This is a genomic window from Tenacibaculum sp., from assembly GCF_050290165.1.
Classification (GTDB): Bacteria; Bacteroidota; Bacteroidia; order Flavobacteriales; family Flavobacteriaceae; genus Polaribacter.
This window is the reverse complement of record NZ_JBNKHD010000019.1, coordinates 1-22,578: the sequence shown is the minus strand read 5'-3', so window position 1 is coordinate 22,578 and position 22,578 is coordinate 1. Positions and strand designations below refer to the sequence as shown.

The window sequence follows — 22,578 nt, the reverse complement described above, 5'->3', positions numbered from 1 at the left end:
AATCTAACAAAAAATCAAAAAAATGGTTTTTAAAAACCAAATCGGTTAATTAAAATTATTTAATTGTTCTTTCAAAGCTTCTTTATCTTTACTCGATAAACAAGCATTATTTTTATTACAATGACCGTTTTTTAGATTAAAAATTTCGGACATTCTTTTGTTTTGTTTAGAGTATAAAGCACAAATTTTACAAACCAGTAAATGCCAATTAAGTTGCATTTTTTCATATACAGAAGCTTCACCATATTGACTTTTATCGCAAATAGTAGTGGCTTGATCACATGTAATTTTAAAAAATTTAAACATTGTTATTACTTATTAAACCAGTTTTTTTCCATACAACTTCTTAATTGTGTTCGTGCTCTGTGAATGATAACCCATAAATTCGACGGAGAAATATTTAACTCCTTACAAATATCCTCAGTTTCAAATTGCTGAATAGTTTTCATTCTAAAAACCATGGCATATTTTTCTGGTAACTTATCAATACACTTATCTAATTGAATTCTCAATTCTTCATTTTCAATATTTTGTTCAGCTTCATTGTTCCACGATTGAGGAACACGTTCTTCAATCCAACTACCTTCATTATCACCGCTATCATAAAAATTTACTCTAACTTCGGCTTGTCCTTTCTTAGAATTTATTTTTCGATAGTAATCAATAATTTTACGTTTTAATATTGAAATCAACCATGTTCTTTCAGTAGATTTTCCTTCAAAATTTTTGGCAGATTTTAGCCCAGCAAAAAACGTTTCTTGTACCAAATCTTTGGCAACGTTTGCATTATTTACACGAGCTATGGCATAATTAAATAAATAATCAGCATAGTTGTCTACCCACTTGTCAGGCGATAATATGTTAGAAGGATCTAGTTGAGTCATTTATTCAAAGATAAGGCTATTTTTTGATGAAAGAAGTTACGTAAATTCTACTCAATCCATTAGGATTTTGGTTTATATAATTGATAATTTCATTCATAATCATTTTTTTTGGTAGAGATTTAGCAATACTGGAAATACTTGTAGTAAAATATAGAGTATTGGCACTCATATCAACAAACGGACAATAATCAAGTTTATTAGAATTGACTTTTGTTAAATGAATTGCTGGCTGCCACTGATTATTTTTGTCTTTTTTACTGATATACAAATCACCTCTTCCTAAATCATTTTTTCTACCATATGAAGTAAAAATGATAAAACTTTCATCAGGTGCTACAAAGGCATTAAATTCATATTTCTCTGAGTTTACTCCGGCACTAAGAGGAGTTGGTTTTGTATAAACTCCATTAACCAACCTACTCACATAAATGTCTTCTTTTCCTTTTGAATTTTCATATTCGGCAGTAAAAAATAAATCCCCTTTTTCAGTTACTGAAGGATAAAATTCATCAGCTGTTGTATTTACATTATTACCAATATTTATAGGTTCTGACCAGTCACCAGATGAAGATTTTCTAGTAACATACCATATATCCATATCTTTTTTTATTTCTCCAGAGATATTGTCTTTTCTATTAGAAGCAAAAAAGAGTTGCAATCCATCAGGAGATAAAAAAGGTTCTAAATCTTTATGTTGACCAGAAAAATTGGCAACCTTAGGTTTTTGCCATTTTCCATCTATTTTTTTTGAATAGGCTATAAAAGAAAATTCTTTTAAGTAGCTTTCAACAGTAAAATAAAACTCATCATGGTTTTTGTTCATTGAAAAATCCCTTACATTAGGTAATCCTTGAAATAATTCAGGCATAAAGGGTTTGTATTCTTGAGCAAAACAGAAACAAGAAAAAAGTAAGAAAAGTAAACTAAGCTTTTTCATGCATTTATTGTTTGTTAGCTTCACAATCACCTCTACGTCTCATATCAACTAAGTATATAATCTCCCATTTTCCATTATTGTTAAAAAGCTGAAATGAATTCGCTCCACAGTGGCTAAATGCATCATTCAAATAAAACTCATAAGGAGTCCAAACAGATGCTAAGTTTCCATCGATTTTAATATCCCAAGACAGTAATTTTTCTAAATAAGTGTGTTCGGCTTTTTTATTAGCAATGCTAGTTAGTAACTTATTTCTGGTTTCAGTAACTAACATTTTTTTACCTTCTTTGTTGGTAAAAGTTGTTTGTATTTTGATACTGGGATGCAAGGTAGTACTAACTATGGTACTATCACCTTTATGTAGCCCTTCAAAAAAAGTTTCAATAGTGTTTTTAATAGCTTCTTTATGTGAGTTTTCTTGAGCGTTTACAACTGATGAAAGGATGATGACAATAAGTAAGGTGAGTATTTTTTGCATGTCAGTTTGGTTTTGGTAAGTAAAGCTATTAAAAAAATAAGCCAAGAATATTTAATTAACAGAAGATTAACGACTTTAGAAAATAGAAACAATTTGTTAAGTAGTTATAAAGAATAATAACATTGAATAATTGTGTATTTTTACATTCCATAAAACAAAAGAAATGTCTGTAGCAAAAAAACAATATAAAAGAGTTACCACAAAATCTCTTGTAGAGATGAAAGCTAACGGAGAAAAAATCTCTATGCTTACAGCTTATGATTACACCATGGCAAAAATTGTTGATGGTGCAGGAATAGATGTGATTTTGGTTGGTGATTCAGCATCAAATGTAATGGCAGGACACGAAACAACATTGCCAATTACTTTAGATCAAATGATTTATCATGCGTGTTCTGTAGTAAGAGGAATTGATCGTTGCTTGGTTGTAGTAGATTTGCCTTTTGGAAGTTACCAATCAGATCCTAAAGAAGCATTACGTTCAGCTATCCGAATAATGAAAGAAAGTGGAGCGCACTCAATTAAATTAGAAGGAGGAAAAGAAATTAAAGACTCAATAAAACGAATTTTAAATGCTGGAATCCCAGTAATGGGACATTTAGGGTTAACACCGCAGTCTATTTATAAATTTGGAACCTATACAGTAAGAGCAAAAGAAGAGGAAGAAGCAGAAAAATTAATGCAAGATGCTTTAATGTTAGAAAGATTAGGATGTTTTGCTCTTGTCCTTGAAAAAGTACCAGCAAAATTAGCACAGAAAGTAGCGGAAGCATTAACAATTCCTGTTATAGGAATTGGAGCAGGAGCTGGTGTTGATGGACAGGTATTAGTAATGCATGATATGTTAGGGATGACGCACGAATTCAACCCTCGTTTTTTACGTAGATATTTAGATTTACATACCGAAATGACAAATGCATTTGAGCAGTATATTGCTGATGTAAAAAGCAAGGACTTTCCAAACGAAAACGAACAATATTAATAATATGAAGTCTTCCTTTGGAAGGCTTTTTTGTTTTAGAACAGAATAAAAAATGAAAATACTTCATTTAGATACTAATCACCCTTTATTATTAAAACAACTCCAAGAGTTAGGTTTTGAAAATTACGAAGATTACACGTCTACAAAATCAGAGATTGAAACAAAAATTCATCAGTATGAAGGAATTGTTATTCGAAGTCGTTTTACCATTGATAGTCAATTTTTAGACAAAGCAACAAATTTGAAGTTTATTGGTCGTGTGGGGGCTGGTTTGGAAAATATTGATTGTGAGTATGCTGAAAAAAAAGGAGTAGAGCTTATTTCAGCACCAGAAGGAAATAGAAATGCGGTAGGAGAACATACTTTAGGAATGTTACTTTCTCTCTTTAATAAATTGAATAAAGCAGATAAAGAAGTACGAGAAGGAAAATGGTTGCGAGAAGAAAATAGAGGAATTGAACTGGATGGGAGAACAGTTGGAATTGTTGGTTATGGTAACATGGGGAAAGCTTTTGCAAAAAAGCTTAGAGGGTTTGATGTAAAGGTTCTTTGTTATGATATTAAACCAAATGTAGGAGATGAAAATTGTGAACAAGTTTCTTTAGAAGAACTTCAAAAAAGAGCAGAGGTTTTAAGTCTACACACTCCACAAACAGAGTTAACAGAGAATATGATTAACTCAGAGTTTATTAATGGTTTTTCAAATCCTTTTTGGTTGTTAAACACAGCACGTGGAAAATCTGTAGTAACCAAAGATTTGGTTCAGGCTTTACAATCAGGAAAAGTATTAGGAGCAGGTTTGGATGTGCTGGAATATGAAAAGAAATCGTTTGAAAATCTGTTTACAGATCAAGAAATGCCAGAAGCTTTTAAATACTTAATTAATGCAGAGAATGTGTTGCTTTCTCCTCACGTAGCTGGTTGGACCATAGAAAGTAAAGAAAAATTAGCGCAAACCATTGTAGATAAAATCAAAGCAAAATTTTGCTAACTTGTAGCTTCAAATTCATATAATATGAAATATGAAGCATCAACAGTAGAGGAATACATAGCTCAATTACCAGAAGAAAGACAAGAGGTAATAAAAAAGCTTCAAGTAGTTATTCGAAAAAACTTACCTGAGGGTTTTGAAGAAGGAATCAACTATAATATGATTGGATATTATGTTCCTCATTCGAAATATCCTGAGGGCTATCATTGTGACCCAAAATTACCGTTACCTTTTATGAATTTAGCGTCGCAAAAGAATTCAGTAAACTTATATCACAATGGAATTTACGCTAAAAAAGAGTTACACGATTGGTTTGTTGGGGAATATCCTAAACATGCTAAACGAAAATTAGATATGGGTAAAAGTTGCATCCGTCTTAAAAAAATGGATGATATCCCATACGATTTGATAGCTGAATTGTGTACGAAAATATCTGTTGATGAATGGGTGTCTATCTACGAATCTGTCATTAAAAATAAATAAAATGAAAAAAGGTAAAGTAACAGGAATAGGAGGAGTATTCTTTAAAACAGAAGATCCTAAAGCGACCAAAGAATGGTATAAAAATAACTTAGGATTTAATACTGATGATTGGGGGTGTACATTTTGGTGGAAAGATGACGAAGATAAAAAAGCTTCCACACAATGGAGTCCGTTTGCTAAGGATACTAGTTATTTTCAGCCTTCTAAAAAAGATTTTATGTTTAACTATAGAGTTGAAAATTTAGTAGAATTATTAGAAGGGTTAAAGCAAAAAGGAGTAACAGTTATAGATAAGATAGAGGAATATGATTATGGTAAATTTGGTTGGATACTAGATTTAGATGGAAATAAAATTGAATTATGGGAGCCAAAAGACGAAGCTTTTTTATAAATTTAGCATCTTATAATTTAATAAAAAAACAAAAAAATGAATGTAATCGATGAAAATGGGAATACAGTTCCTAATCAAGAAAGTAAACGAGTGTTAGCTGGTGTTTTAGCAATTTTAATTGGTTCAATAGGAGTTCATAAGTTTCTTTTAGGATACACAAAAGAAGGTGTGATTCAACTTGTTGCCACAATTATAACTTGTGGGTTTGCTGGGATTATTCCTTTTATTGAAGGAATAATTTATTTAACAAAATCTGACCAAGAGTTTATTGATACTTACCAAGTAAACCAAAGAGGTTGGTTCTAACCATTTTTTATCATGTCTAAAGAGAAAAACATAAAAGGTAATTTAAACGAAGGTTTAGATAAAGCAAAAGATGTTATAGATGATGTAGCTGGACAAGCCAGTGAGCTGGTTGGAGAAGCTAGTGAACATATAGTAGACATGGTTGAAGAAGCAAAAGAAAAAGTTCAAGAAATTGTTTCTGATGAAGCTGTTCAAAAAGCAAAAGAGAAAGCGAACGAGTTTGTCGACGGAGCTAAAGAAGTATTAGATGATATAACAGAAAAGGCTTCTGAAGTTGCAGGAGAGACAAGTGAGCATTTGGCTGATTTTGCTAAGGAAGCAAAGGAAGAATTTAAAGAGTCAAAAACAAAGACTAAAAACTTTTTTCAAAGACTATTTGGGAAATAGATATAAAAGAAAAGCGCCAAAGTGGCGCTTTTTTTATGATGCAATTTTGTTTGCTTTATTTGTTCTAGTTATGGCTTGTTCGTTCTTCCAATCAATCCATTTTTGACCTTTTATACGACGCATAAAATTATCAACTGTACGCATAACAAATACATTATAAACAGCTTTACCTAAATTTTTAGGTGTACGAGCAATAGCACGTAAACTCATCGAAAAACCAGGAGTAACATAACGCATATAATGCCAATATCCTTCAGGCATATATAATACATTTCCATGTTCTAACTCTGCAACATATCCTTTAGCTTTTTTTAATGCAGGCCACTTATCAAAATCAGGATTGTTAAAATCAATATCCTCACGTGTAATTAATGAGTGTGGAATTTTGTATAAAAACTTGTTTTGTTTTTGATCGAACAAAATGCATTTCTTTTTTCCTTCAAAATGAAAATGGAAAATATTAGCTAAGTCGATATCATAATGCATAAATGTATATGAATCGCGTCCGCCAAAAAATAACATTGGTAACCCTTTCATTAAACTTAAGCCAAAATCTGGAAACTTAAAATCATTTTGCAACTGAGGCACTTCCTTTAAAATGTTCCACAAAAAAATTCTAAATTTAGTAGGTTCACGTTTTAGCAAATCTACATATTCACTCATTTTCATTGTGGCATGAGGCTCATTGAAACCATCTTTATAATCAACAGGTCTATCGTCATATAAAGGAACAGTTTTGTCACCAGCAATTTCTTTCATATAGTCTAAAGACCATTTGGAATATGCAGGCCAATCTTCAATAAAGCGTTCAATTACCACAGGCTTTTGTGGTTTAAAATAGTTTTTGATAAAGTCTTCTTTGGTAATCGTTTCTACTCTATCAACATTAGAAAGATTTAATCCCATAGCTCTCAGTTTAAAGCAGCAAAGTTAAGAAATTGTTACGATGTATTTTTGAGTTAATTGTGTTAAAAATTGAGGAAGATTTTATAAGAATTAAAAGTTAATTCTGAAGCTAAGATTTGGAGTAAATGGTAATGAATAAGTGTCTATTCTTTTAGCTTTATCAGTATCATTTTCATCAACAATATAATAAGTGTTTACGATATTTTTCCTGTTTGTAATATTAGTAAAACCAACCCTAGCAATTGATGTTAATTTTTTTGACAGATTGAAGTTATAACTGAACGAAGCATTAACCCTGAAAAAATTTTGATGTCTCTCTTTATTTGGAGTATCGTAATTTACGATAATTCTATTTCCATCTTGTATCGTTTCGTTACCAACAACAGGTTTTGTATATGGGACTCCAGAACGTAAAATAGCACCCAGGGAGAGTTTTATATTATCGTTGAGGTTATAATTTAAAGCACTGCTAAAAGAATGTGTAATATCTAAGCTACTAGGAAATGTATTAGGTGTAAATTCTGTAAAATCGTAATTGTTTTCAGAAAAAGTATAACTTATCCAAGTACTAATTTTTTCACTTTTTTTATTGACCAAAAACTCAATTCCTTTTACTTTATAATCTCCTATAGAGTTTAATGTTTGTACGTTGTTATAAAAACCTTGATTAGCAACAGTTATCCCTTCAACAAATTTGAAAAACCCAGTTATGTCTATTTGCAGGTTGTTTTTAGAATATTCGGTTCCAAAGGATGCTTGTTTACTTTTTATAATTGGAGTTTTATTGTTATCTGCTAAAACCCATCTTCTTTTTTCAATACCTAAAAAGTTATCCTGAAAGTCTATTTTCTGTGTGGTTGTTTGATTTTTAAATTCTCCGGCTAATTTTAAAAAGAAACCATTACGTAATTTTTGTCTAACATTAATTCTTGGTTCTACAATAAACTTATTGAAATCGTGAAAGTAATTGGCACGTAAACCAAACCTTGCATATGTATTGTTTTTATGAAATTCTATTTCAGAAAAAAGAGCAGATTTAAGCAAAACTTCTTTTACAGATTTTGTATAGGTAGGTGCATTTACAGTTGTTTTATTAGCAACACCTATTTCGTTAAAAACAGCTCCATTAGTAAGAGTCATAGCATCGGAAAGAAGGTGATTCGTAGTAAATTTAATCTCGGTTTCTAAAACATTATTAAATTGAGTTTGAAACTGATCGGTCTCTTTATTGAAGTCTGATGAATTTATTTTGTAATCTGAAATAAAAGCAGAAAATTCTGTAGAAAAGCTAGAAGTCCATTTAGCATTCCAACTAATATTAGCTCCAATATTTTCTTGTTTTAATAAACTGTTTTCTTCAATAGTTGTGCTTCCAGAGGTATATTCTTCGGTATAGTCTAAGCTGTTTTGTATGTTTATTAAATTGGCTCGTAATAAATGATTTTGGTTAATGTCATATAAAACCTTAAAAGAGTAATCATAAAAATAAAAATCAGTAGAAGCTTTATTTTCTTGGTTTGAAGCGATAGAGTTTTCTTGAAAACTTCGACTAAAATAATTGTCATAGGTGGGAGTGTCTACAAAATCGGTAATAGATCTTCTACCCGAAGCATGAAGCCCTAATTTTTTAGTTATAGGGATTTGTATAAATACATCAGCACTCAATAAATTAAAACCAGCACCTCCAGAAATTTTATCGAAAATAGTATTCGTTGTTTGCATGTTAATTGTACTTGAAACACCATCGCTAAACTTTGTACTAGTACCATTTTTGGTTACTGTAGCTTTTTGAGTTAAGTATGGATTGTATGCAGAAATTAAACCAAAAAAATGACTCGTATGGTACATTTTTATTCCATCCCAAAGCATTAAATTTTGATCGTTGGTACCTCCTCTTACATTAATGTTGGATACACTTTCATTTACACTTTCTATACCGGGAAGAGCTTTAATGGTTTTTAAAATATCGGGCTCAATTAAACCAGGAAGAATTCCGAATTTCTTTGTGTTTAAAACAATACTACCATCTATGTTTTTTTGTAATCCAGTAGTTAATAGATTAGGGATTATTACTTCAGGTAACTTTTCCATCAAATCGTCCAAGTAAATTTCTTTACATGTGCCTTCAGAAAATAAGCTTTTTGCAGGTAATGTAATAGACTTATAACCTACATATGAAACGGTAATGTCAGCATTAACGGTAACAGAGTCAAGTTCGAATTCACCGTTATTGTCTGAAGAAGTTCCGTTGTTGGTATTATTAACTATAATAGTAGCTAAAGCTAATGGTTCAAGAGTGTTGGAGTCTAAAATTTTTCCGCAGATGGTAATTTTCTTATCTAAGTACGATATTGTAATAAATCGACTATCTAAAATCTTAAAATTGAAAGGAGTTACTGATTTAAGGTAAGCTATAGTTTGAGGTAATGATAAGTCGTTATTGGGTTTTACAATGTAAATGTTTTCTAAATCCTTATCAGAATAGGTAAATGTTACTTGATGCTTTTTTTCAATTTCTACTAAAACATCCTTTAGTAGAGTTTTTGCTATGTTATCTTGAGCTTTTACAGCAAAAGAAAAAAAGAAAAGAAAAAGAAAAGTTATTTTGTTACTTATCATACTTATAAATAGTAATATTTTTTCCTTCTATTTTATATGATAACTGTAATGGAATAGTAACTGCCTGTAAAGCTACATTTATATCGTTATGAGTAAAACCACCAGTATAAAGCTGATCTAGATTTACATTTTTAGTACGTATGGTATAGTTGTATTGATTTTGCAAATCGTCAATAACAAACTTTAAGGGAACACTTTTAAAATTAGATTCATTTTGTAGCCAATATTTATCATTAATGTTAAACGTAGTAACTCCATGAATTGTATTGTTGATTACTTTAAAAGTTTTTCCTTTTGGGAGTTTTACTAAAGTATCTTTATATTGTACACTCACCAACCCTTCAAAGGTTTTTACTTCGAAAAAGTTTTTACGTTCCTTAACATTAAATTGAGTTCCTAAAACAGTAACCTTACCTAAAGAAGTATTTACAGTAAAAGATTTTCCTTTTTTTACCTTAAAATAGGCTTCTCCATCAAGGTGTAAATTTCTATTGTCTTTCCAATTTTTTTTATTGAAAGAAATGTTAGAGTTCGCATTTAATATTACTTCAGAATCATCAGGTAAATTGAAGGTTTTTGTTTCTGCATATTGCGTACTAAAGCTAGCGGAGTTATTAAAAAATAAAAAGTAGGAAGAAACTAATAAAACAACTACAGCAGCGGCATACTTGTATACACTCTTATAATTAAATGAAATAACTTTGCTTTTTTTAACAGTAGTTTTTTTCAATTCAAACTCTTTAAGAGCTTTTTCAATGTCCACTTTAGGAGTCTCTATTTGAGAAGAATAGTGCGCTGTTTTTTCAAGATTTTTAAAGCTTTTATCTTGTTTTAATAGAGACAATTCTTCTTCAGAAATTTCTCCGTTTAACCATTTTAATATGTATTTCTCATCTTTCATTTTCGTACTTAACTAACTTTTAGACAATAAAGAAGTAAATTTCCCTACCCTTATAATAATTCTATTTTTGTTCTTAGTTTTTTTAATGCAGAAGACATTCTTTTTTCTACTGCTTTTTGAGAGATCGTAAGTAATTCTGCTATTTCTCTATATTTTTTGCCATCTATTCTATTTAATAGAAAAACTTCTCGTTCAGCTTCTGTTAAGTCTTCTATAGCTCTTTTTAGTTTGTTTTTAAATTCTTCTTCTTCTAATAAGTATTCCGGACTTTGATTATTAATATCAATGTAAGGGGAGTTTTTAGCGTAATTTAAAACTACTTTTTCGTGCTTTAATTTGTTTAAAAAAAGGTTGTTTACGCTGGTAAATAAATATGATTTTGCTTTTTCATACGATATTTCCGAGCATTTTTCCCACATTCTTAAAAAAGCTTCTTGTATTAAATCTAGGGCAGTATCTTTATCATTAGATTTATACGAGGAGAAGTTGGTAACAAATTGAATGTTAGATCGATAAAACTCGTTAAAATCTTCTTCGTTACACAATGATTTTTTAGTCATATGAATACTTTTATAGAGTTAAAATAGAAAAAAAATCAGAAACAAAGGTAGGGTAAAATGTTTTATAGTTTTCTAAAGGACAGAAAGAGCTCAGAAAACAAATGTTTAAAAAACTAAAATTTACTAAAATGAAAACGATAAAAATAATCACCATAATTGCATTAACAACTTTGACGGTTTTTACTTCGTGTCAGTCTGAAGAATATGTACAAGTAGGTGAAAATCCTAATGCAAATTCATCAACATCACAAACTGCTAAAAATTATGAAAGAACAACTATGAATGATGGTTCTGAAGATGATTTCTTAGATAACAACTCATGTACAGAGTTATTGTTTCCATTAACAGCTACTGTGAATGGCCAAGAAATAACTTTGATAAGTAGTTTAGATTATGTAAAGGTATTAGAAATTATGGGAGAGTTTAATGACGATGAAGATACGGTTGTTTTTAGCTTTCCAATTAGAGTTAAATTAAGTAACTATATAGAATTGACTATAGCTTCTGAAGCAGGTTTTGATGAATTAAAATCACATTGTGAAGAAGTGTCTGATGCTATGGAAGATGCTATTTCGTGTGTAAATATTAGCTTTCCAATTACCATGCTAACGTATGATGCAAATATTGAACAAACAGGGGCTGTTGTAGTAGAATCGGAAGAACAGTTATACAATTTCATGACCGATTTAAACTCAGACGAGTACTTTTCTGTAAAGTATCCTATTACTGTAAAATTAAGTGATGAAACTACTGTGCAGGTGAACAGCGATGCAGAGTTCCAAGATTCAATAGAAGAATGTACTTCTTATGAAGAAGAAGAGGAGACAGCAGAGGAAACAGCTGAAGAAGTAGAAGTTATTATCAGTAAGTCTAAATTTAAGGTAGAAAGCTTTATTGAGGCAGGTATAAATAAAGCGAATGAATATGCAGATTACACCATAGAATTCACAAACGATTTAAAGTTGATAGCAAGAAATACTGTAAATACTACCTTAGAAAATATTGAAGGAACTTATAATGTAAGTTCAGACATTAAAGTGTTTTTAAATATTTCTTTTGCAAGCAATACAGCATTAAGCGCTTTAAGTAACGATTGGATTATTACTACTTATACCAGCACCATGGTTACATTACAAAGTAAAACAGATGCGTCTGTAACCCTTACATTTAAAAAGATATAAAAATTAAACATTTCTTAAGTTAGTTGATTGGAGCTTTATGGCTACTCCAGTAGTAGCCTAAAGCTTTTTAAAACCAAATCAAGTACAATTACGTAAGTAAGGTAAATACATAAAAAGGAGTTAGATGAAAAATTTTCAATTGGTAATATTATTTATAACAATGATTGGTGCATCTGTATATGCACAAGAAAACAACAAAAAATCCAAAGCAGGTATTAAAGGAGGTTATAACCTGTCAGCAGTTAGTTTTGATGGAGATTCTGAAACAGAACAATTGCATGGATTCCATATAGGTTTTTATGGAGAATCTTTTATAGGTGCAAATGCTTCACTTCAGTTAGAATTATTGTATTCGCAACAAGGATATAAAATTATTGATGGTACTGGTAACTATAAACAAGAGTTAGATTATATCAACCTTCCTTTAATGTTGAAACTATATCCTTCTGAAAATTTCTTTTTAGAGGCAGGACCTCAGATAGGGTTATCTATATCACATAAAGAAACTTTTGATAGTGGTTTTTCTCTTTATAATACATCTCAAGAGTTTAATCCCAATAATTTTGATTGGGGAGTAAATTTTGGAGGAGGTTTTAAAACCAATAGTGGTGTAAGTTTAGGAGTAAGGTATCATTTAGGATTAAATGATATTTATGATGAAGACAAACCCAAAAATAGAGTCTGGCAATTTTACATAGGGTTTGACTTCTAATAAAAAAAGCGATGTTTTAAACATCGCTTTTTTCTTATTGCTTTCTTATTGCTATAGCTTCTTGCTTCTTTTGTTCGTTGCGTTCAATTTTATGATCTGGTCTTGTCCATTTTGGTTTTTCACCTAAGGCTTCGTATTGAGAATCTTCAGCTTCTATCGATTCTCTTTGCTCATGTTTAAAGAAAGGCTTTTGTGTGTTCAATCCTAAATCTTCAAACATCTTCATATCTTCATTAATATCTGGATTCGGAGTTGTTAATAATTTATCTCCTGCAAAAATAGAATTTGCCCCAGCAAAGAAACACATAGCTTGTCCTTCTCTACTCATTTGAGTTCTTCCTGCCGATAAACGTACTTGCGAATCTGGTAACACAATACGAGCAGTCGCTACCATACGAACCATTTCAAAAATGTTTACAGGAGGTTGTTCTTCCAATGGAGTACCTTCAACAGCAACTAAAGCATTGATTGGCACAGATTCTGGATGTGGAGAAAAACGTGTTAAGGTTTCTAACATTCCTGCTCGGTCTTCTAATGATTCTCCCATACCTATAATTCCTCCAGAACAAACTGTTACGTTGGTTTTACGTACATTTTCAATAGTATCAATTCTATCTTTAAAGGCACGTGTAGAAATTACATCATCATAATAATCTTCCGAAGTATCAATATTGTGGTTATAAGCATATAAACCAGCTTCTGCCAAACGTTTTGCCTGATTTTCGGTTACCATACCTAAGGTACAGCAAACTTCCATGTCTAATTTATTAATAGTACGAACCATTTCTAACACTTGGTCAAATTCTGGTCCGTCTTTTACGTTTCTCCAAGAAGCACCCATACATACTCTTGATGAACCACCTTCTTTAGCACGTAAAGCTTGTGCTTTTACTTGGTTTACTGTCATCAAATCATTTCCTTCAATGTCAGTATGATAACGTGCTGCTTGCGGACAATATCCACAATCTTCAGAACATCCACCAGTTTTAATTGAGATTAGTGTACTTACTTGTACCGTATTTGGGTCGTGGTATTTTCTATGTATAGTTGAAGCTTCGTACAAAAGCTCCATTAAAGGCTTATTGTATACTTCTAGAATTTCCTCTTTCGTCCAATCGTGTCTAATTTCATTCATAAATTCGAGTTGTTTGTGGTGGTAAAAATAAAAAATTCCGCTTCGAAAGCGGAATTTTATGAATCTTATTTTTTTATGGAAGGAGAATCGTCTTGGTCAATAACATTTGTATCGTTGTTTGTGAGCTCTTTCCCTTTCAAATAATCAGGTAATTGCATTCCTGCCATATTAAACATTTCTTGTAGCGGTGGTACTGCATTATACATTCCTGAAATAAAGTTAGATGTTGAGGTTTTTCCATCTTTTCCTCCACCATTTTCCCAAACGGTAACTTTGTCAATCTTAATGTTTTTAATTGCTTCTGACTGTAATTTTACTAATTCAGGTAATTTGTCAGCAATTAATAATAAGGCTGCGTTTTGTGAATCGTTACCAGCAGCTTTTACTATTTGATCTAAACCTGCTGCTTGTTTGGTTAATACTTCATATAGTCCTTGCGCTTCTGCTTGTGCCTTGAATAAAATAGCATCTGCTTCTCCTTTCGCTTTTCTACGAATTCTTTCTGCTTCTGCTTCTGCATCAATTTCAACCTTTCGTTTGTCAATTTCAGCAGGTACAATAATATCGGCTAATTGCGAAGAACGTTCTCTCTCTGCTCTGGCAATTTCGGCTTCTTTTTCAGCAGCATATGATTCTTCTAAGGCTTTTGCTGATTGTACTTTTTCAGAAGCAATAGCTACCCTTTCAGCCTCTGCTTCTCTTTGGCGACGTAATGAGTCAGAGTTTGCAACTGCAATTTTTGCGGTGTTTTCACCATCTACAGCTTGTGCATTAGCAGCAGCAACTTGTGTTCTCTCATCTTGTACAGCATTTGCTTCACCAATAGAACCATCTCTGTTTTTTTCAGCAACAGATTTACGAGCGGCGTTGATTGCATGTGCAGCAGCTTCTTTACCTAATGCTTCAATATATCCTGATTCGTCAACAATATCGGTAATGTTTACGTTGATGAGTTTTAAACCAACCTTTTTTAATTCCGATTCTACACTTTGTGATATGTTGGTTAAAAATTTATCTCTATCAGAGTTAATTTCTTCAATATCCATTGAAGCAACCACTAAACGTAATTGACCAAAAATGATTTCTTTGGCTAATTCTTGAATATCGTTCATTGCTAGACCAAGTAAACGTTCAGCAGCGTTTTGCATTACTCCTGGCTCAGTAGAAACCCCAATGGTAAATCGAGAAGGAACATTTACACGAATATTTTGTTTAGAAAGAGCATTTACTAGATTTACTTCTATAGAAATAGGTGTTAAATCCAAGAATTCATAGTCTTGAATTACAGGAAAAATAAAGGCAGCACCTCCGTGAATACATTTTGCCGATTGTCCACCACCCACTTTACCATATACAACTAAAATTCTGTCGGATGGACACCTTTTATATCGTTTTATTAAGGTAACGAGTAAAATGAAAATAAATAGAATGGCAATTACAAGTCCAATAGGACCTGCAAATCCAAAACCATCAATTTGTAATAATGTAAATTTTAACATAGTCAATTTTTATTTCTGAGATTTAACAATTAATATTCCGTTTGAGGTAACTTCAGTTACTTTAATAATCATTCCTTGAGTTAATTCAGTATCGTTATCTGTCAAGGCATCTAATTCACGAAGTGAATTTTGTACTTTAATGTGTACTTTACCCATTTTAGAGCGATTTGCTCCAATAGTCAAGTATACCTCACCAATTTGATTTAGTGCATTTTTCATTTTTAAAGTACCACTATCTGTAAGTTTACTAATATAATAGAATAGGGCTGCCATAATGGTCATCATTAATAATCCGCAGATAACAGAAATAAAAAGAGTAGTAGTTTTTGAATAGCCTGCGTCTATACAGGCAATACCACTCCAGCCAAAAATGGTAAAAAATGCAACCATATTTTTAAAGGTAAAAAATTGAAATCCAGCTCCGGTGTCAGCATCTATTTCCGCATCAATATTACCAATATCATCAGTATCTGCACCAATGAAACTTCCAATAAGTACAAACACAAAAATTAGGGTAAAAATACCTGTAATTCCCCAATACATTTTTTGAAAAGAAGTCAATTCAGAAAACCATTCCATCATAAAGCAATTATTTAAATGAGCTACTAAAAGTATGTAAATTGCCCGAAAGCGGCAATTTTTATTTCGTTAACAAAACAGAAACAGCATTCCCTCCAAAACCGACAGCATTTACCAAAATTTTTGATAATTTTTTGGGATGTTCTTGAGGTTGAGCAAATGGAACTTCAATAACTTGTTGATGTTGTAACATTAATACAGCTAATTCTAAACTTAATAAGCCAGAAGCGCCAAAAGTATGCCCAAGTTTCCACTTATTGGTTGTTAAAAATGGTGTTTTGTTACAAAATACTTTTTGAATCGCGTTGATTTCTGACTGATCCCCTTTGATGGTACCTGGTGCATGCATTATGATAGCGTCAACTTCATCAGAAGGAATAGTACCTAGAGCCATTTTCATCGATTTTTGAAAGCATTCAGCATTAGTTGATACAGAAGTATTGTGTTTTAAAACTTCTGTAGCATAACCTATACCTTCAATAAAAGCTAAGGCGTTTTCTTTAATTCCTTTTTCTAAACAAAAAACAGAAGCAGCTTCACCTAATACCATAGTGTTTTTAGGTTTGTTGAGGTCGAAAGCTTTGCATGGGTATCCATTTTTTTCTTTAGAATATACTTTTAAGGCTTGCATTTGTGCAATGGTAAAGTCGGTTAAAGAAGCTTCACTAGCACCAATCATAAACTTTTCAGACATTCCCGATTGCAACCAAGCAACTCCGTTTAACAGAGAATGTAGTCCGGTTGAACAAGTAATAGAATGTGAAATTTCTGGTCCGTTAGTTTGTAAATCGTGTGCTATCCAAGAGGAAATATTTCCTAAAGTAGTGGTTGGAGAACTTAAGGTTGACGATTTACCCGTTTTTAAAAATTCTTTATGGTATTTTTCAAACAAAGAAGTGGCACCGCGAGAAGAACCTATATTGATTCCAAAATTGTCAGAAGCTTTCCAGTTGGTTTGCTCCATTGCTTTTCTAGCCACAAACAAGGTGTATAAAACAGAAGGATCTAAATTTTTATACTTATTGTCTGAGTTTTGAACCTCCTCAATAGCATATTTATCTTCTTCAGTTAATAGTGCAACCCATGCTTTAAAAGATTCGAACTCTTTTAAAGTTAAAAAGTGATGGTTGTTCAGATAGTTTTTCCATATTTCTTCGGAAGTGCTTCCTAAGGCAGAAACTGATGCAAAAGATGTTATTGAGATAAGTTCTTTCAACACTATAAAATTTCTGCAAAAATAAAGGTAAAATCAGGGATTCTAAAGAAAATAAAAATATTTATCTTGGGGAAAAATTTTAAGTTATGAGTGAACAAGGTCAAAAAAGTTGGTTTGGGAGAAATTGGTTGTGGTTTATACCATTAACAGGATGTTTAGGGTTTATTTTATTGATTGTTTTAGGTGTAGGAGCAGCATTTTTTGGAGTGTCAAAAATGATAAACAATTCTACTCCTGTAGAATATGCTATAGAGCAAGCATCCAAAAATGAATTAGTTATTGAAAGTTTAGGAGAACCTATTGAAAAATACGGAATTCCGTCTGGAAATATTTCGCTAACAAACGATGATGGAAATGTTGATTTTTCTATCCCGATAAGAGGTGATAAAGGTGAAGGAGTTTTAATTGTTAGAGGAATTAAACTAGATGGTGAGTGGATTTATGAAGATTTGTATGTTCGAATTAAAGAAACTCAAGAAGAAATTAATTTATTAGAAAAAGAAAAAGTTCTAGAGAGTATCTAGAACTTTTTCAATAGTTGTATATATTTTATCAAGCTGTTCTTCACTAATCACATAAGGTGGTTGAATGTAAATGGTATTCCCTAACGGACGTAAGAAGACACCTTCATTCATAAAAGATTGTAATAGTTTGTCACGTAACGACCCATAACGACCAGAATTGGTGTTTAAATCGATAGCTAAAATGACACCTTTATTTCTTGTTGAATTTACTTTTGAGTGATTTTCTATCTTTTTAGCAAATGATTTATTATTCTTTTCAATAAACTGAATATTATCCTGAATTTCTTGAGTTTGTAATAACTTTATGCTAGCCAATGCAGCACTACATGCTATTGGGTTTGCAGAATAGGTATGGCAGTGAAAAAAGCCTTTAGCAATATCATTATCTAAAAAGGCAGTGTAAATTTCTTCGGTACACGAAGTAATCGACATAGGAACCAAACCAGCTGTTAAGGCTTTACTCAAACACATGATATCAGGTTTGGTTGCTATTTCATCAGAAGCAAAATTGTTACCTGTTTTTCCAAACCCCGTCATTACTTCATCGGCAATAGTTAAGATGTCATTTTTTTTGCAAATTTCTAAGATCTTATCTAAATCTTCTGCTTGGTGAATTTTCATTCCAGCTGCACCTTGAACTAAGGGTTCATAAATAAATCCTGCAACTTCGTTTTCAGCTATAATTTGTTGTAATTGCTGTTTTATAAGATCATTATTTTCTCCATTCGGAACAGGAATACGTTGAATGTCCATTAAAAATTCTTCAAACGGACCATTATACACTGATAATCCAGAAACAGACATAGCTCCAAAAGTATCCCCATGAAAACCATCTTCAAAAGCAATAAAGGTTGTACGCTTTTCACCTTTATTAAAATAGTATTGCAAAGCCATTTTAATACCAGCTTCTACAGCAGTAGAACCATTGTCGTTAAAGAAAATTCTATTTTGATTCTCGGGAAGAATTTTAATCAACTCTTCCGATAATTTTACCGCTGGTTCATGTGTAAAATCGCTAAACATTATTTGATCTAAAGTTTGCATTTGATTGTAAACACGACTTGTAATGTAGTCGTTACAATGCCCAAACATACAAGTGTACCAAGACGAAATCGCATCGATATATTCGTTACCGTGTTCGTCGGTTAGTATACATCCTTTAGCTTTCACAATACCTAAGCTATTAGGGTGTGTTTGGTGCTGTTTTAGTGGGTGCCACAAATGTTTTTTATCGCGTTCTTGTAAATTCATAATGTTTAATTCTTTTGAAAAAGAGCAGTCAAATGTACGATAGAAATACATAAAACTATCCCAAAATAAGCAAGAAACAATAACCACATAATGGCTATTGAAAACAACTCAGAAAAAAATGAAGGAAATACTAAAATGAATTCAGAAGAGAGAACAAAAAAAGCATAACCAATCCATGTTTTTTTTGAGATTCTTTGGTTTAATTCTATCCAAATAAAAGGTACATACATCCCTAAAAAAAGTAAATGTAACCAGGCAATTAGCATAAATCTGTTAGATACTACCAAATTAGAAAAGTAAGGAATACTACCAAGACCATTCAAAATTCCTATGAATAGTAAAGTTCCGAAAAGTAGTTGATATTGAAGCTTTTGATGTAAAAATGAATTTTTAAGTTTGAAAAGCGCTATGATTAAAATTCCTGCACCAATACTTCCTGCAATTTGAATAGCTGAATGATTAAAACTGTATTTTAATGAATGAGCATACAATAATATAAGAGAAGTAACAATTAAGATAATTTGGGTTTTTGAGAGGCTAATTGTTGTTTTTTGAAAGAGTATGGCAAGCATCCAAAGGAAAAACGATCCGAAATATTGAAAATGTAAGTAGAAAAAAATAGCTTGTTGGTACCAAGGAGAAGTTTGCATTTTCAAAGCCATTAAAGGCCCTAAAGCATAGGGACCTATTGAAGATATAAAATGAAAAACAATTCCTGATTTAATTAATACTATAGTAGTTTTTTCACCTTTCAAATGCCTCCATAATCTAATAACTAGCCAATAACTAATCCATAAATGTATGGTAGAGAACAGAATAGTAACGAAGGCATAGCCCTGAAGGACGAAACCTATCAATAAAATAGCAACACAAACTTGTAGAGCAATATAAAGAAGGTAAGAGGTTTTGTCTATTCCGTTGGTAAACCTTGTAAAGAGTAAAACAATTAGAGCATTAAAAAGTAAGCCCAACAACATTACATGCGAATGTGAGTGGAGTACAAACTTAAAAGGGAAGTTGGCAATACTTCCTGTAAAAGCGTAGCGCAAAACTAAACCTATGATAGCTCCTAAAAAACCAAAAAGTAAAGGAAAAGACCAAAGATGTTTTGCGGTAATGGTTTTCATTTATAAGTTGTCTTTAAATAACTCTGCGTATTCTTTAATTACATTTTTGTCGAAATAAGGTTCTTCTTCAATACGGCCAATTACAGGAACACCAGTCATTTTTTTGATAATGTCTTCTGTTGTTTTGTATTCATTTCCAGAAAAAATTAACGAAACCTCAAATCCTTTTTCTTTTAGTAAATTAACTGTTAATAAGGTATGATTGATACTTCCTAAATAATGACGAGAAACCACAATAACTTTATAATCGGGTTTAATAACATCAAGCAATGTGTTTTTGTCATTTAAAGGAACCAATAACCCCCCAGCACCTTCAATGACTAAATGATTTTTTGTTGTAGGTTCTTTAATCTTGTCTATCTCAATAGTAATGCCGTCAATTTCAGCAGATGCATGCGGACTCATAGGTGTTTGTAAAGCATATGAGTTTGGATGAAAAACAGTTTTTGAGTTTGAAATAAACTTTTCAACTTTATGAGTGTCGGAATACTCTAAATCGCCTGATTGAATAGGTTTCCAGTAATCGGCTTGTAAGGCTTCAGTTATGATAGCAGAAGCAACTGTTTTGCCTACTTCTGTTGATATTCCTGTGATAAAATATTTCTTCATTTAAAAATTGTTTTACAATTGTTGCAGATTAATTTTCTACTTTCAAAAAAAGGAAAGAGCATAAAAAAGATGTTTTTATGTTGTAAATCGGCAACTAGTATTTTTGTTGAATCACACTTAGGACAATGAATATCGTTTCCATTTTCATCCTTTGTGTAATTTCGTATTTCGTTATAAATAGTAGCAGCGTTTTCTATATCATTGTTGTGTACAAGTAGTTTTACACCACCAATAGCTTGACTAATCAATGGGTCAGAGTCTATTGTTTTTTCATCCATTAGCATGGTTTTAACCCCTTCTGATTCTAATTTAGCTTTTACGACTTGTGCTTCAGTAGAATATTCAAATACTGCTAAAATGGTATAGTTATCTTGCATTTTATTTTTTAAACAAAAGTAGCAAGGTTCTCTAAAACATTAGTGATTTCTTCTTTAGAATTGTAAGAGTGTAAGCAAAAACGTAAGCGTTCTTGGTTTTGAGGAACGGTAGGTGATAGAATAGGTTTTACATCAAATCCATTTTGTTGTAATAGTAAAGCGATTTTTTTTACGCGTTCGTTTCCAGAAATAATACAACAGTGAATTGCAGAATTACTCTTGATAAAGTTTAATTGCAATCGGTTTGAATCTGAAACAAAATGTTGAATGTTTTGTTGCAGCTTTTCTTTAGAATTGCTGATTGATAATTCGTCGTAAGCAATTTTTACAGTAGCCAATGCGTGAGGTGATAATCCCGTCGTGTAGATAAAACTACGTGCAAAATTAACAAGATATTGTTGGAGTTGTTCGTTTCCCAAAATAGATGCGCCATGACACCCTAAACCTTTTCCAAAGGTGACAATTCTAGCGAAAATGTCATTTTCTAATTGTAGTTTCTGAATCAATCCAAAATCAAAAACCCCAAGAGCGTGTGCTTCATCTATAACAAAATGTACATTGGAGTGTTTCTTGATTATTTGAGACATTGCTGCCAAGTCGGGAGAATCCCCGTCCATAGAAAAAACAGATTCGGTTACCACGTAAATTTCTGAGTCTTTATGCTGAACACGGTTTAATAGCTCTTCAAGATGAATTAAATCGTTATGCTTAAACTTAAACGATTTTGCGTTCGATAGTTGTATGCCATCTCGTATGGATGCATGAATAAATTCATCATATAAAATAATATCACCACGTTGAGGTACCGAAGCAAAAAAACCGATGTTAGCATCGTAACCAGAGTTAAAAACTAAAGCCGTTTCAGAATTATGAAGTTCTGCTAGTTGTTTTTCAACGGTTGTATACAGCTTATGATTTCCTGAAAGTAATCGTGACCCAGTAGCTCCATTGATTTTAATGTTATTATCAATTAAATATTGATGAGTCTTATCAAAAAGGCTTTCTGATTTCGCAAAACCCAAATAATCATTGGAAGAAAAATCGATAAGTGAATTTTCTTTACCGAGTGTTCTCAAAGAGTTTTGAGCTACTCGTTGTGTAATCTTTTGATGTAGTTTTTTAGGAAATCGCATACTGTAAAAATAAAAAAAGACTTACAATATTGTAAGTCTTTTTTGCTCCTCAACCTGGACTCGAACCAGGGACCCTCTGATTAACAGTCAGATGCTCTAACCAACTGAGCTATTGAGGAATGTTCTTGTAGAACAAATATATGTTTGTTGTAGAAATTATCGGCTTCTACGTTGCCTTTGCTCCTCCTCTTGGGCTCGAACCAAGGACCCTCTGATTAACAGTCAGATGCTCTAACCAACTGAGCTAAGGAGGAATTTTGTGAACCATTGTTGATTAATGGTGTGCAAATGTAGATCGGTATTTGAAAAATTACAATACTTTAAAGAATTTTTTTGTAAAAAAATTATTCAACAAAGGGGGTTAAAATAATACTTTACTCATTTACAGTTATTTGTACTTTTCTAAAAGT

The 22,578-nt window shown here is 31.8% G+C and carries 26 protein-coding genes and 2 tRNA genes; 9 read left to right on the top strand and 19 right to left on the bottom strand.

Going from position 1 to position 22,578, the window contains the following annotated elements; all coding sequences use genetic code 11:
* Positions 1-45: 45 nt before the first annotated feature.
* From ACQY6M_RS15300 to ACQY6M_RS15285, 4 genes are read right to left on the bottom strand one after another with little or no spacing between them, the layout of a single operon-like run.
* Entirely contained in the window at positions 46-306 is a 261-nt protein-coding gene (locus ACQY6M_RS15300) for a hypothetical protein (protein ID WP_428740927.1), read from the bottom strand.
* Positions 307-311: 5 nt separating this feature from the next.
* On the bottom strand, positions 312-884 hold the full coding sequence (locus ACQY6M_RS15295; protein WP_428740928.1) for a sigma-70 family RNA polymerase sigma factor: 573 nt from the start codon (positions 882-884) through the stop codon (positions 312-314).
* Positions 885-900: 16 nt separating this feature from the next.
* Positions 901-1,821 (bottom strand): TolB family protein, encoded by a 921-nt coding sequence (locus ACQY6M_RS15290; protein WP_428740929.1) that lies wholly within the window; start codon positions 1,819-1,821, stop codon positions 901-903.
* A 4-nt stretch (positions 1,822-1,825) separates the two neighbouring features.
* On the bottom strand, positions 1,826-2,299 hold the full coding sequence (locus ACQY6M_RS15285) for a nuclear transport factor 2 family protein (protein ID WP_428740930.1): 474 nt from the start codon (positions 2,297-2,299) through the stop codon (positions 1,826-1,828).
* 163 nt (positions 2,300-2,462) lie between these two features.
* On the opposite strand from ACQY6M_RS15285, the gene panB reads away from it, so the two are divergent.
* From panB to ACQY6M_RS15255, 6 genes are read left to right on the top strand one after another with little or no spacing between them, the layout of a single operon-like run.
* Positions 2,463-3,281: a 3-methyl-2-oxobutanoate hydroxymethyltransferase gene (panB, locus tag ACQY6M_RS15280; RefSeq protein ID WP_428740931.1), complete on the top strand. Its 819-nt coding sequence runs from the start codon at positions 2,463-2,465 to the stop codon at positions 3,279-3,281.
* A 52-nt stretch (positions 3,282-3,333) separates the two neighbouring features.
* Entirely contained in the window at positions 3,334-4,272 is a 939-nt protein-coding gene (locus tag ACQY6M_RS15275) for a 2-hydroxyacid dehydrogenase (protein WP_428740932.1), read from the top strand.
* Positions 4,273-4,296: 24 nt separating this feature from the next.
* Positions 4,297-4,755 carry a DUF1801 domain-containing protein gene (locus tag ACQY6M_RS15270; RefSeq protein WP_428740933.1) on the top strand — a complete coding sequence of 153 codons (459 nt, stop codon included), beginning with the start codon at positions 4,297-4,299 and terminating at the stop codon, positions 4,753-4,755.
* A gap of 1 nt (position 4,756) precedes the next feature.
* Positions 4,757-5,146 (top strand): VOC family protein, encoded by a 390-nt coding sequence (locus ACQY6M_RS15265; protein WP_428740934.1) that lies wholly within the window; start codon positions 4,757-4,759, stop codon positions 5,144-5,146.
* A gap of 36 nt (positions 5,147-5,182) precedes the next feature.
* Complete coding sequence (locus ACQY6M_RS15260) at positions 5,183-5,452, top strand: TM2 domain-containing protein (protein ID WP_428740935.1); 270 nt, start codon at positions 5,183-5,185, stop codon at positions 5,450-5,452.
* A 12-nt stretch (positions 5,453-5,464) separates the two neighbouring features.
* The gene (locus ACQY6M_RS15255; RefSeq protein WP_428740936.1) at positions 5,465-5,839 is read left to right on the top strand and encodes a hypothetical protein; all 375 of its coding nucleotides are present in this window, start codon (positions 5,465-5,467) and stop codon (positions 5,837-5,839) included.
* Positions 5,840-5,872: 33 nt separating this feature from the next.
* Here the strand turns inward: ACQY6M_RS15255 and ACQY6M_RS15250 are convergent, their stop codons facing one another.
* From ACQY6M_RS15250 to ACQY6M_RS15235, 4 genes are all read right to left on the bottom strand, one after another.
* Entirely contained in the window at positions 5,873-6,745 is an 873-nt protein-coding gene (locus ACQY6M_RS15250) for a cupin-like domain-containing protein (protein ID WP_428740937.1), read from the bottom strand.
* Between the two features lie 90 nt (positions 6,746-6,835).
* Positions 6,836-9,364 carry a TonB-dependent receptor gene (locus ACQY6M_RS15245; RefSeq protein WP_428740938.1) on the bottom strand — a complete coding sequence of 843 codons (2,529 nt, stop codon included), beginning with the start codon at positions 9,362-9,364 and terminating at the stop codon, positions 6,836-6,838.
* Positions 9,354-10,265 carry a FecR family protein gene (locus tag ACQY6M_RS15240; protein ID WP_428740939.1) on the bottom strand — a complete coding sequence of 304 codons (912 nt, stop codon included), beginning with the start codon at positions 10,263-10,265 and terminating at the stop codon, positions 9,354-9,356. Before ACQY6M_RS15240 ends, ACQY6M_RS15245 begins: the two co-directional genes overlap by 11 nt.
* A 50-nt stretch (positions 10,266-10,315) precedes the next feature.
* Positions 10,316-10,825: an RNA polymerase sigma factor gene (locus tag ACQY6M_RS15235; RefSeq protein ID WP_428740940.1), complete on the bottom strand. Its 510-nt coding sequence runs from the start codon at positions 10,823-10,825 to the stop codon at positions 10,316-10,318.
* Between the two features lie 128 nt (positions 10,826-10,953).
* Between ACQY6M_RS15235 and ACQY6M_RS15230 the strand changes: the two genes are divergently transcribed.
* On the top strand, positions 10,954-12,006 hold the full coding sequence (locus ACQY6M_RS15230) for a hypothetical protein (RefSeq protein ID WP_428740941.1): 1,053 nt from the start codon (positions 10,954-10,956) through the stop codon (positions 12,004-12,006).
* Positions 12,007-12,130: 124 nt separating this feature from the next.
* Positions 12,131-12,718 carry a porin family protein gene (locus ACQY6M_RS15225; RefSeq protein WP_428740942.1) on the top strand — a complete coding sequence of 196 codons (588 nt, stop codon included), beginning with the start codon at positions 12,131-12,133 and terminating at the stop codon, positions 12,716-12,718.
* Positions 12,719-12,752: 34 nt separating this feature from the next.
* On the opposite strand, the gene bioB is transcribed toward ACQY6M_RS15225, so the two are convergent.
* The 4 genes from bioB to ACQY6M_RS15205 form a co-directional block, all read right to left on the bottom strand.
* Positions 12,753-13,853, bottom strand: a complete 1,101-nt coding sequence (gene bioB / locus ACQY6M_RS15220) for a biotin synthase BioB (RefSeq protein WP_428740943.1) — start codon at positions 13,851-13,853, stop codon at positions 12,753-12,755.
* A gap of 65 nt (positions 13,854-13,918) precedes the next feature.
* Positions 13,919-15,352 carry a flotillin family protein gene (locus ACQY6M_RS15215; RefSeq protein ID WP_428740944.1) on the bottom strand — a complete coding sequence of 478 codons (1,434 nt, stop codon included), beginning with the start codon at positions 15,350-15,352 and terminating at the stop codon, positions 13,919-13,921.
* 9 nt (positions 15,353-15,361) lie between these two features.
* Positions 15,362-15,934 (bottom strand): hypothetical protein, encoded by a 573-nt coding sequence (locus tag ACQY6M_RS15210; protein WP_428740945.1) that lies wholly within the window; start codon positions 15,932-15,934, stop codon positions 15,362-15,364.
* A gap of 58 nt (positions 15,935-15,992) precedes the next feature.
* Positions 15,993-17,147, bottom strand: a complete 1,155-nt coding sequence (locus ACQY6M_RS15205) for a beta-ketoacyl synthase N-terminal-like domain-containing protein (protein WP_428740946.1) — start codon at positions 17,145-17,147, stop codon at positions 15,993-15,995.
* 86 nt (positions 17,148-17,233) lie between these two features.
* On the opposite strand from ACQY6M_RS15205, the gene ACQY6M_RS15200 reads away from it, so the two are divergent.
* Complete coding sequence (locus ACQY6M_RS15200) at positions 17,234-17,671, top strand: cytochrome c oxidase assembly factor Coa1 family protein (RefSeq protein ID WP_428740947.1); 438 nt, start codon at positions 17,234-17,236, stop codon at positions 17,669-17,671.
* Here ACQY6M_RS15200 and bioA read toward each other — a convergent pair.
* The 7 genes from bioA to ACQY6M_RS15165 all read right to left on the bottom strand — a co-directional run bounded on the left by bioA (position 17,657) and on the right by ACQY6M_RS15165 (position 22,422).
* The gene (bioA, locus tag ACQY6M_RS15195) at positions 17,657-18,922 is read right to left on the bottom strand and encodes an adenosylmethionine--8-amino-7-oxononanoate transaminase (RefSeq protein WP_428740948.1); all 1,266 of its coding nucleotides are present in this window, start codon (positions 18,920-18,922) and stop codon (positions 17,657-17,659) included. The genes ACQY6M_RS15200 and bioA overlap by 15 nt on opposite strands.
* A 5-nt stretch (positions 18,923-18,927) precedes the next feature.
* Entirely contained in the window at positions 18,928-20,049 is a 1,122-nt protein-coding gene (locus ACQY6M_RS15190; RefSeq protein ID WP_428740949.1) for a hypothetical protein, read from the bottom strand.
* The gene (gene bioD, locus ACQY6M_RS15185) at positions 20,050-20,658 is read right to left on the bottom strand and encodes a dethiobiotin synthase (RefSeq protein WP_428740950.1); all 609 of its coding nucleotides are present in this window, start codon (positions 20,656-20,658) and stop codon (positions 20,050-20,052) included.
* A complete protein-coding gene (locus ACQY6M_RS15180) occupies positions 20,655-21,035 on the bottom strand; it encodes a putative signal transducing protein (RefSeq protein ID WP_428740951.1) in 381 nt (126 codons plus the stop codon). The genes bioD and ACQY6M_RS15180 overlap by 4 nt, the downstream gene beginning before the upstream one ends.
* Before the next feature lie 8 nt (positions 21,036-21,043).
* Positions 21,044-22,168, bottom strand: a complete 1,125-nt coding sequence (locus tag ACQY6M_RS15175; protein ID WP_428740952.1) for an aminotransferase class I/II-fold pyridoxal phosphate-dependent enzyme — start codon at positions 22,166-22,168, stop codon at positions 21,044-21,046.
* Positions 22,169-22,213: 45 nt separating this feature from the next.
* Positions 22,214-22,287 (bottom strand) — tRNA-Asn (locus ACQY6M_RS15170).
* Between the two features lie 61 nt (positions 22,288-22,348).
* Positions 22,349-22,422 (bottom strand) — tRNA-Asn (locus ACQY6M_RS15165).
* Between the last annotated feature and the right edge of the window lie 156 nt (positions 22,423-22,578).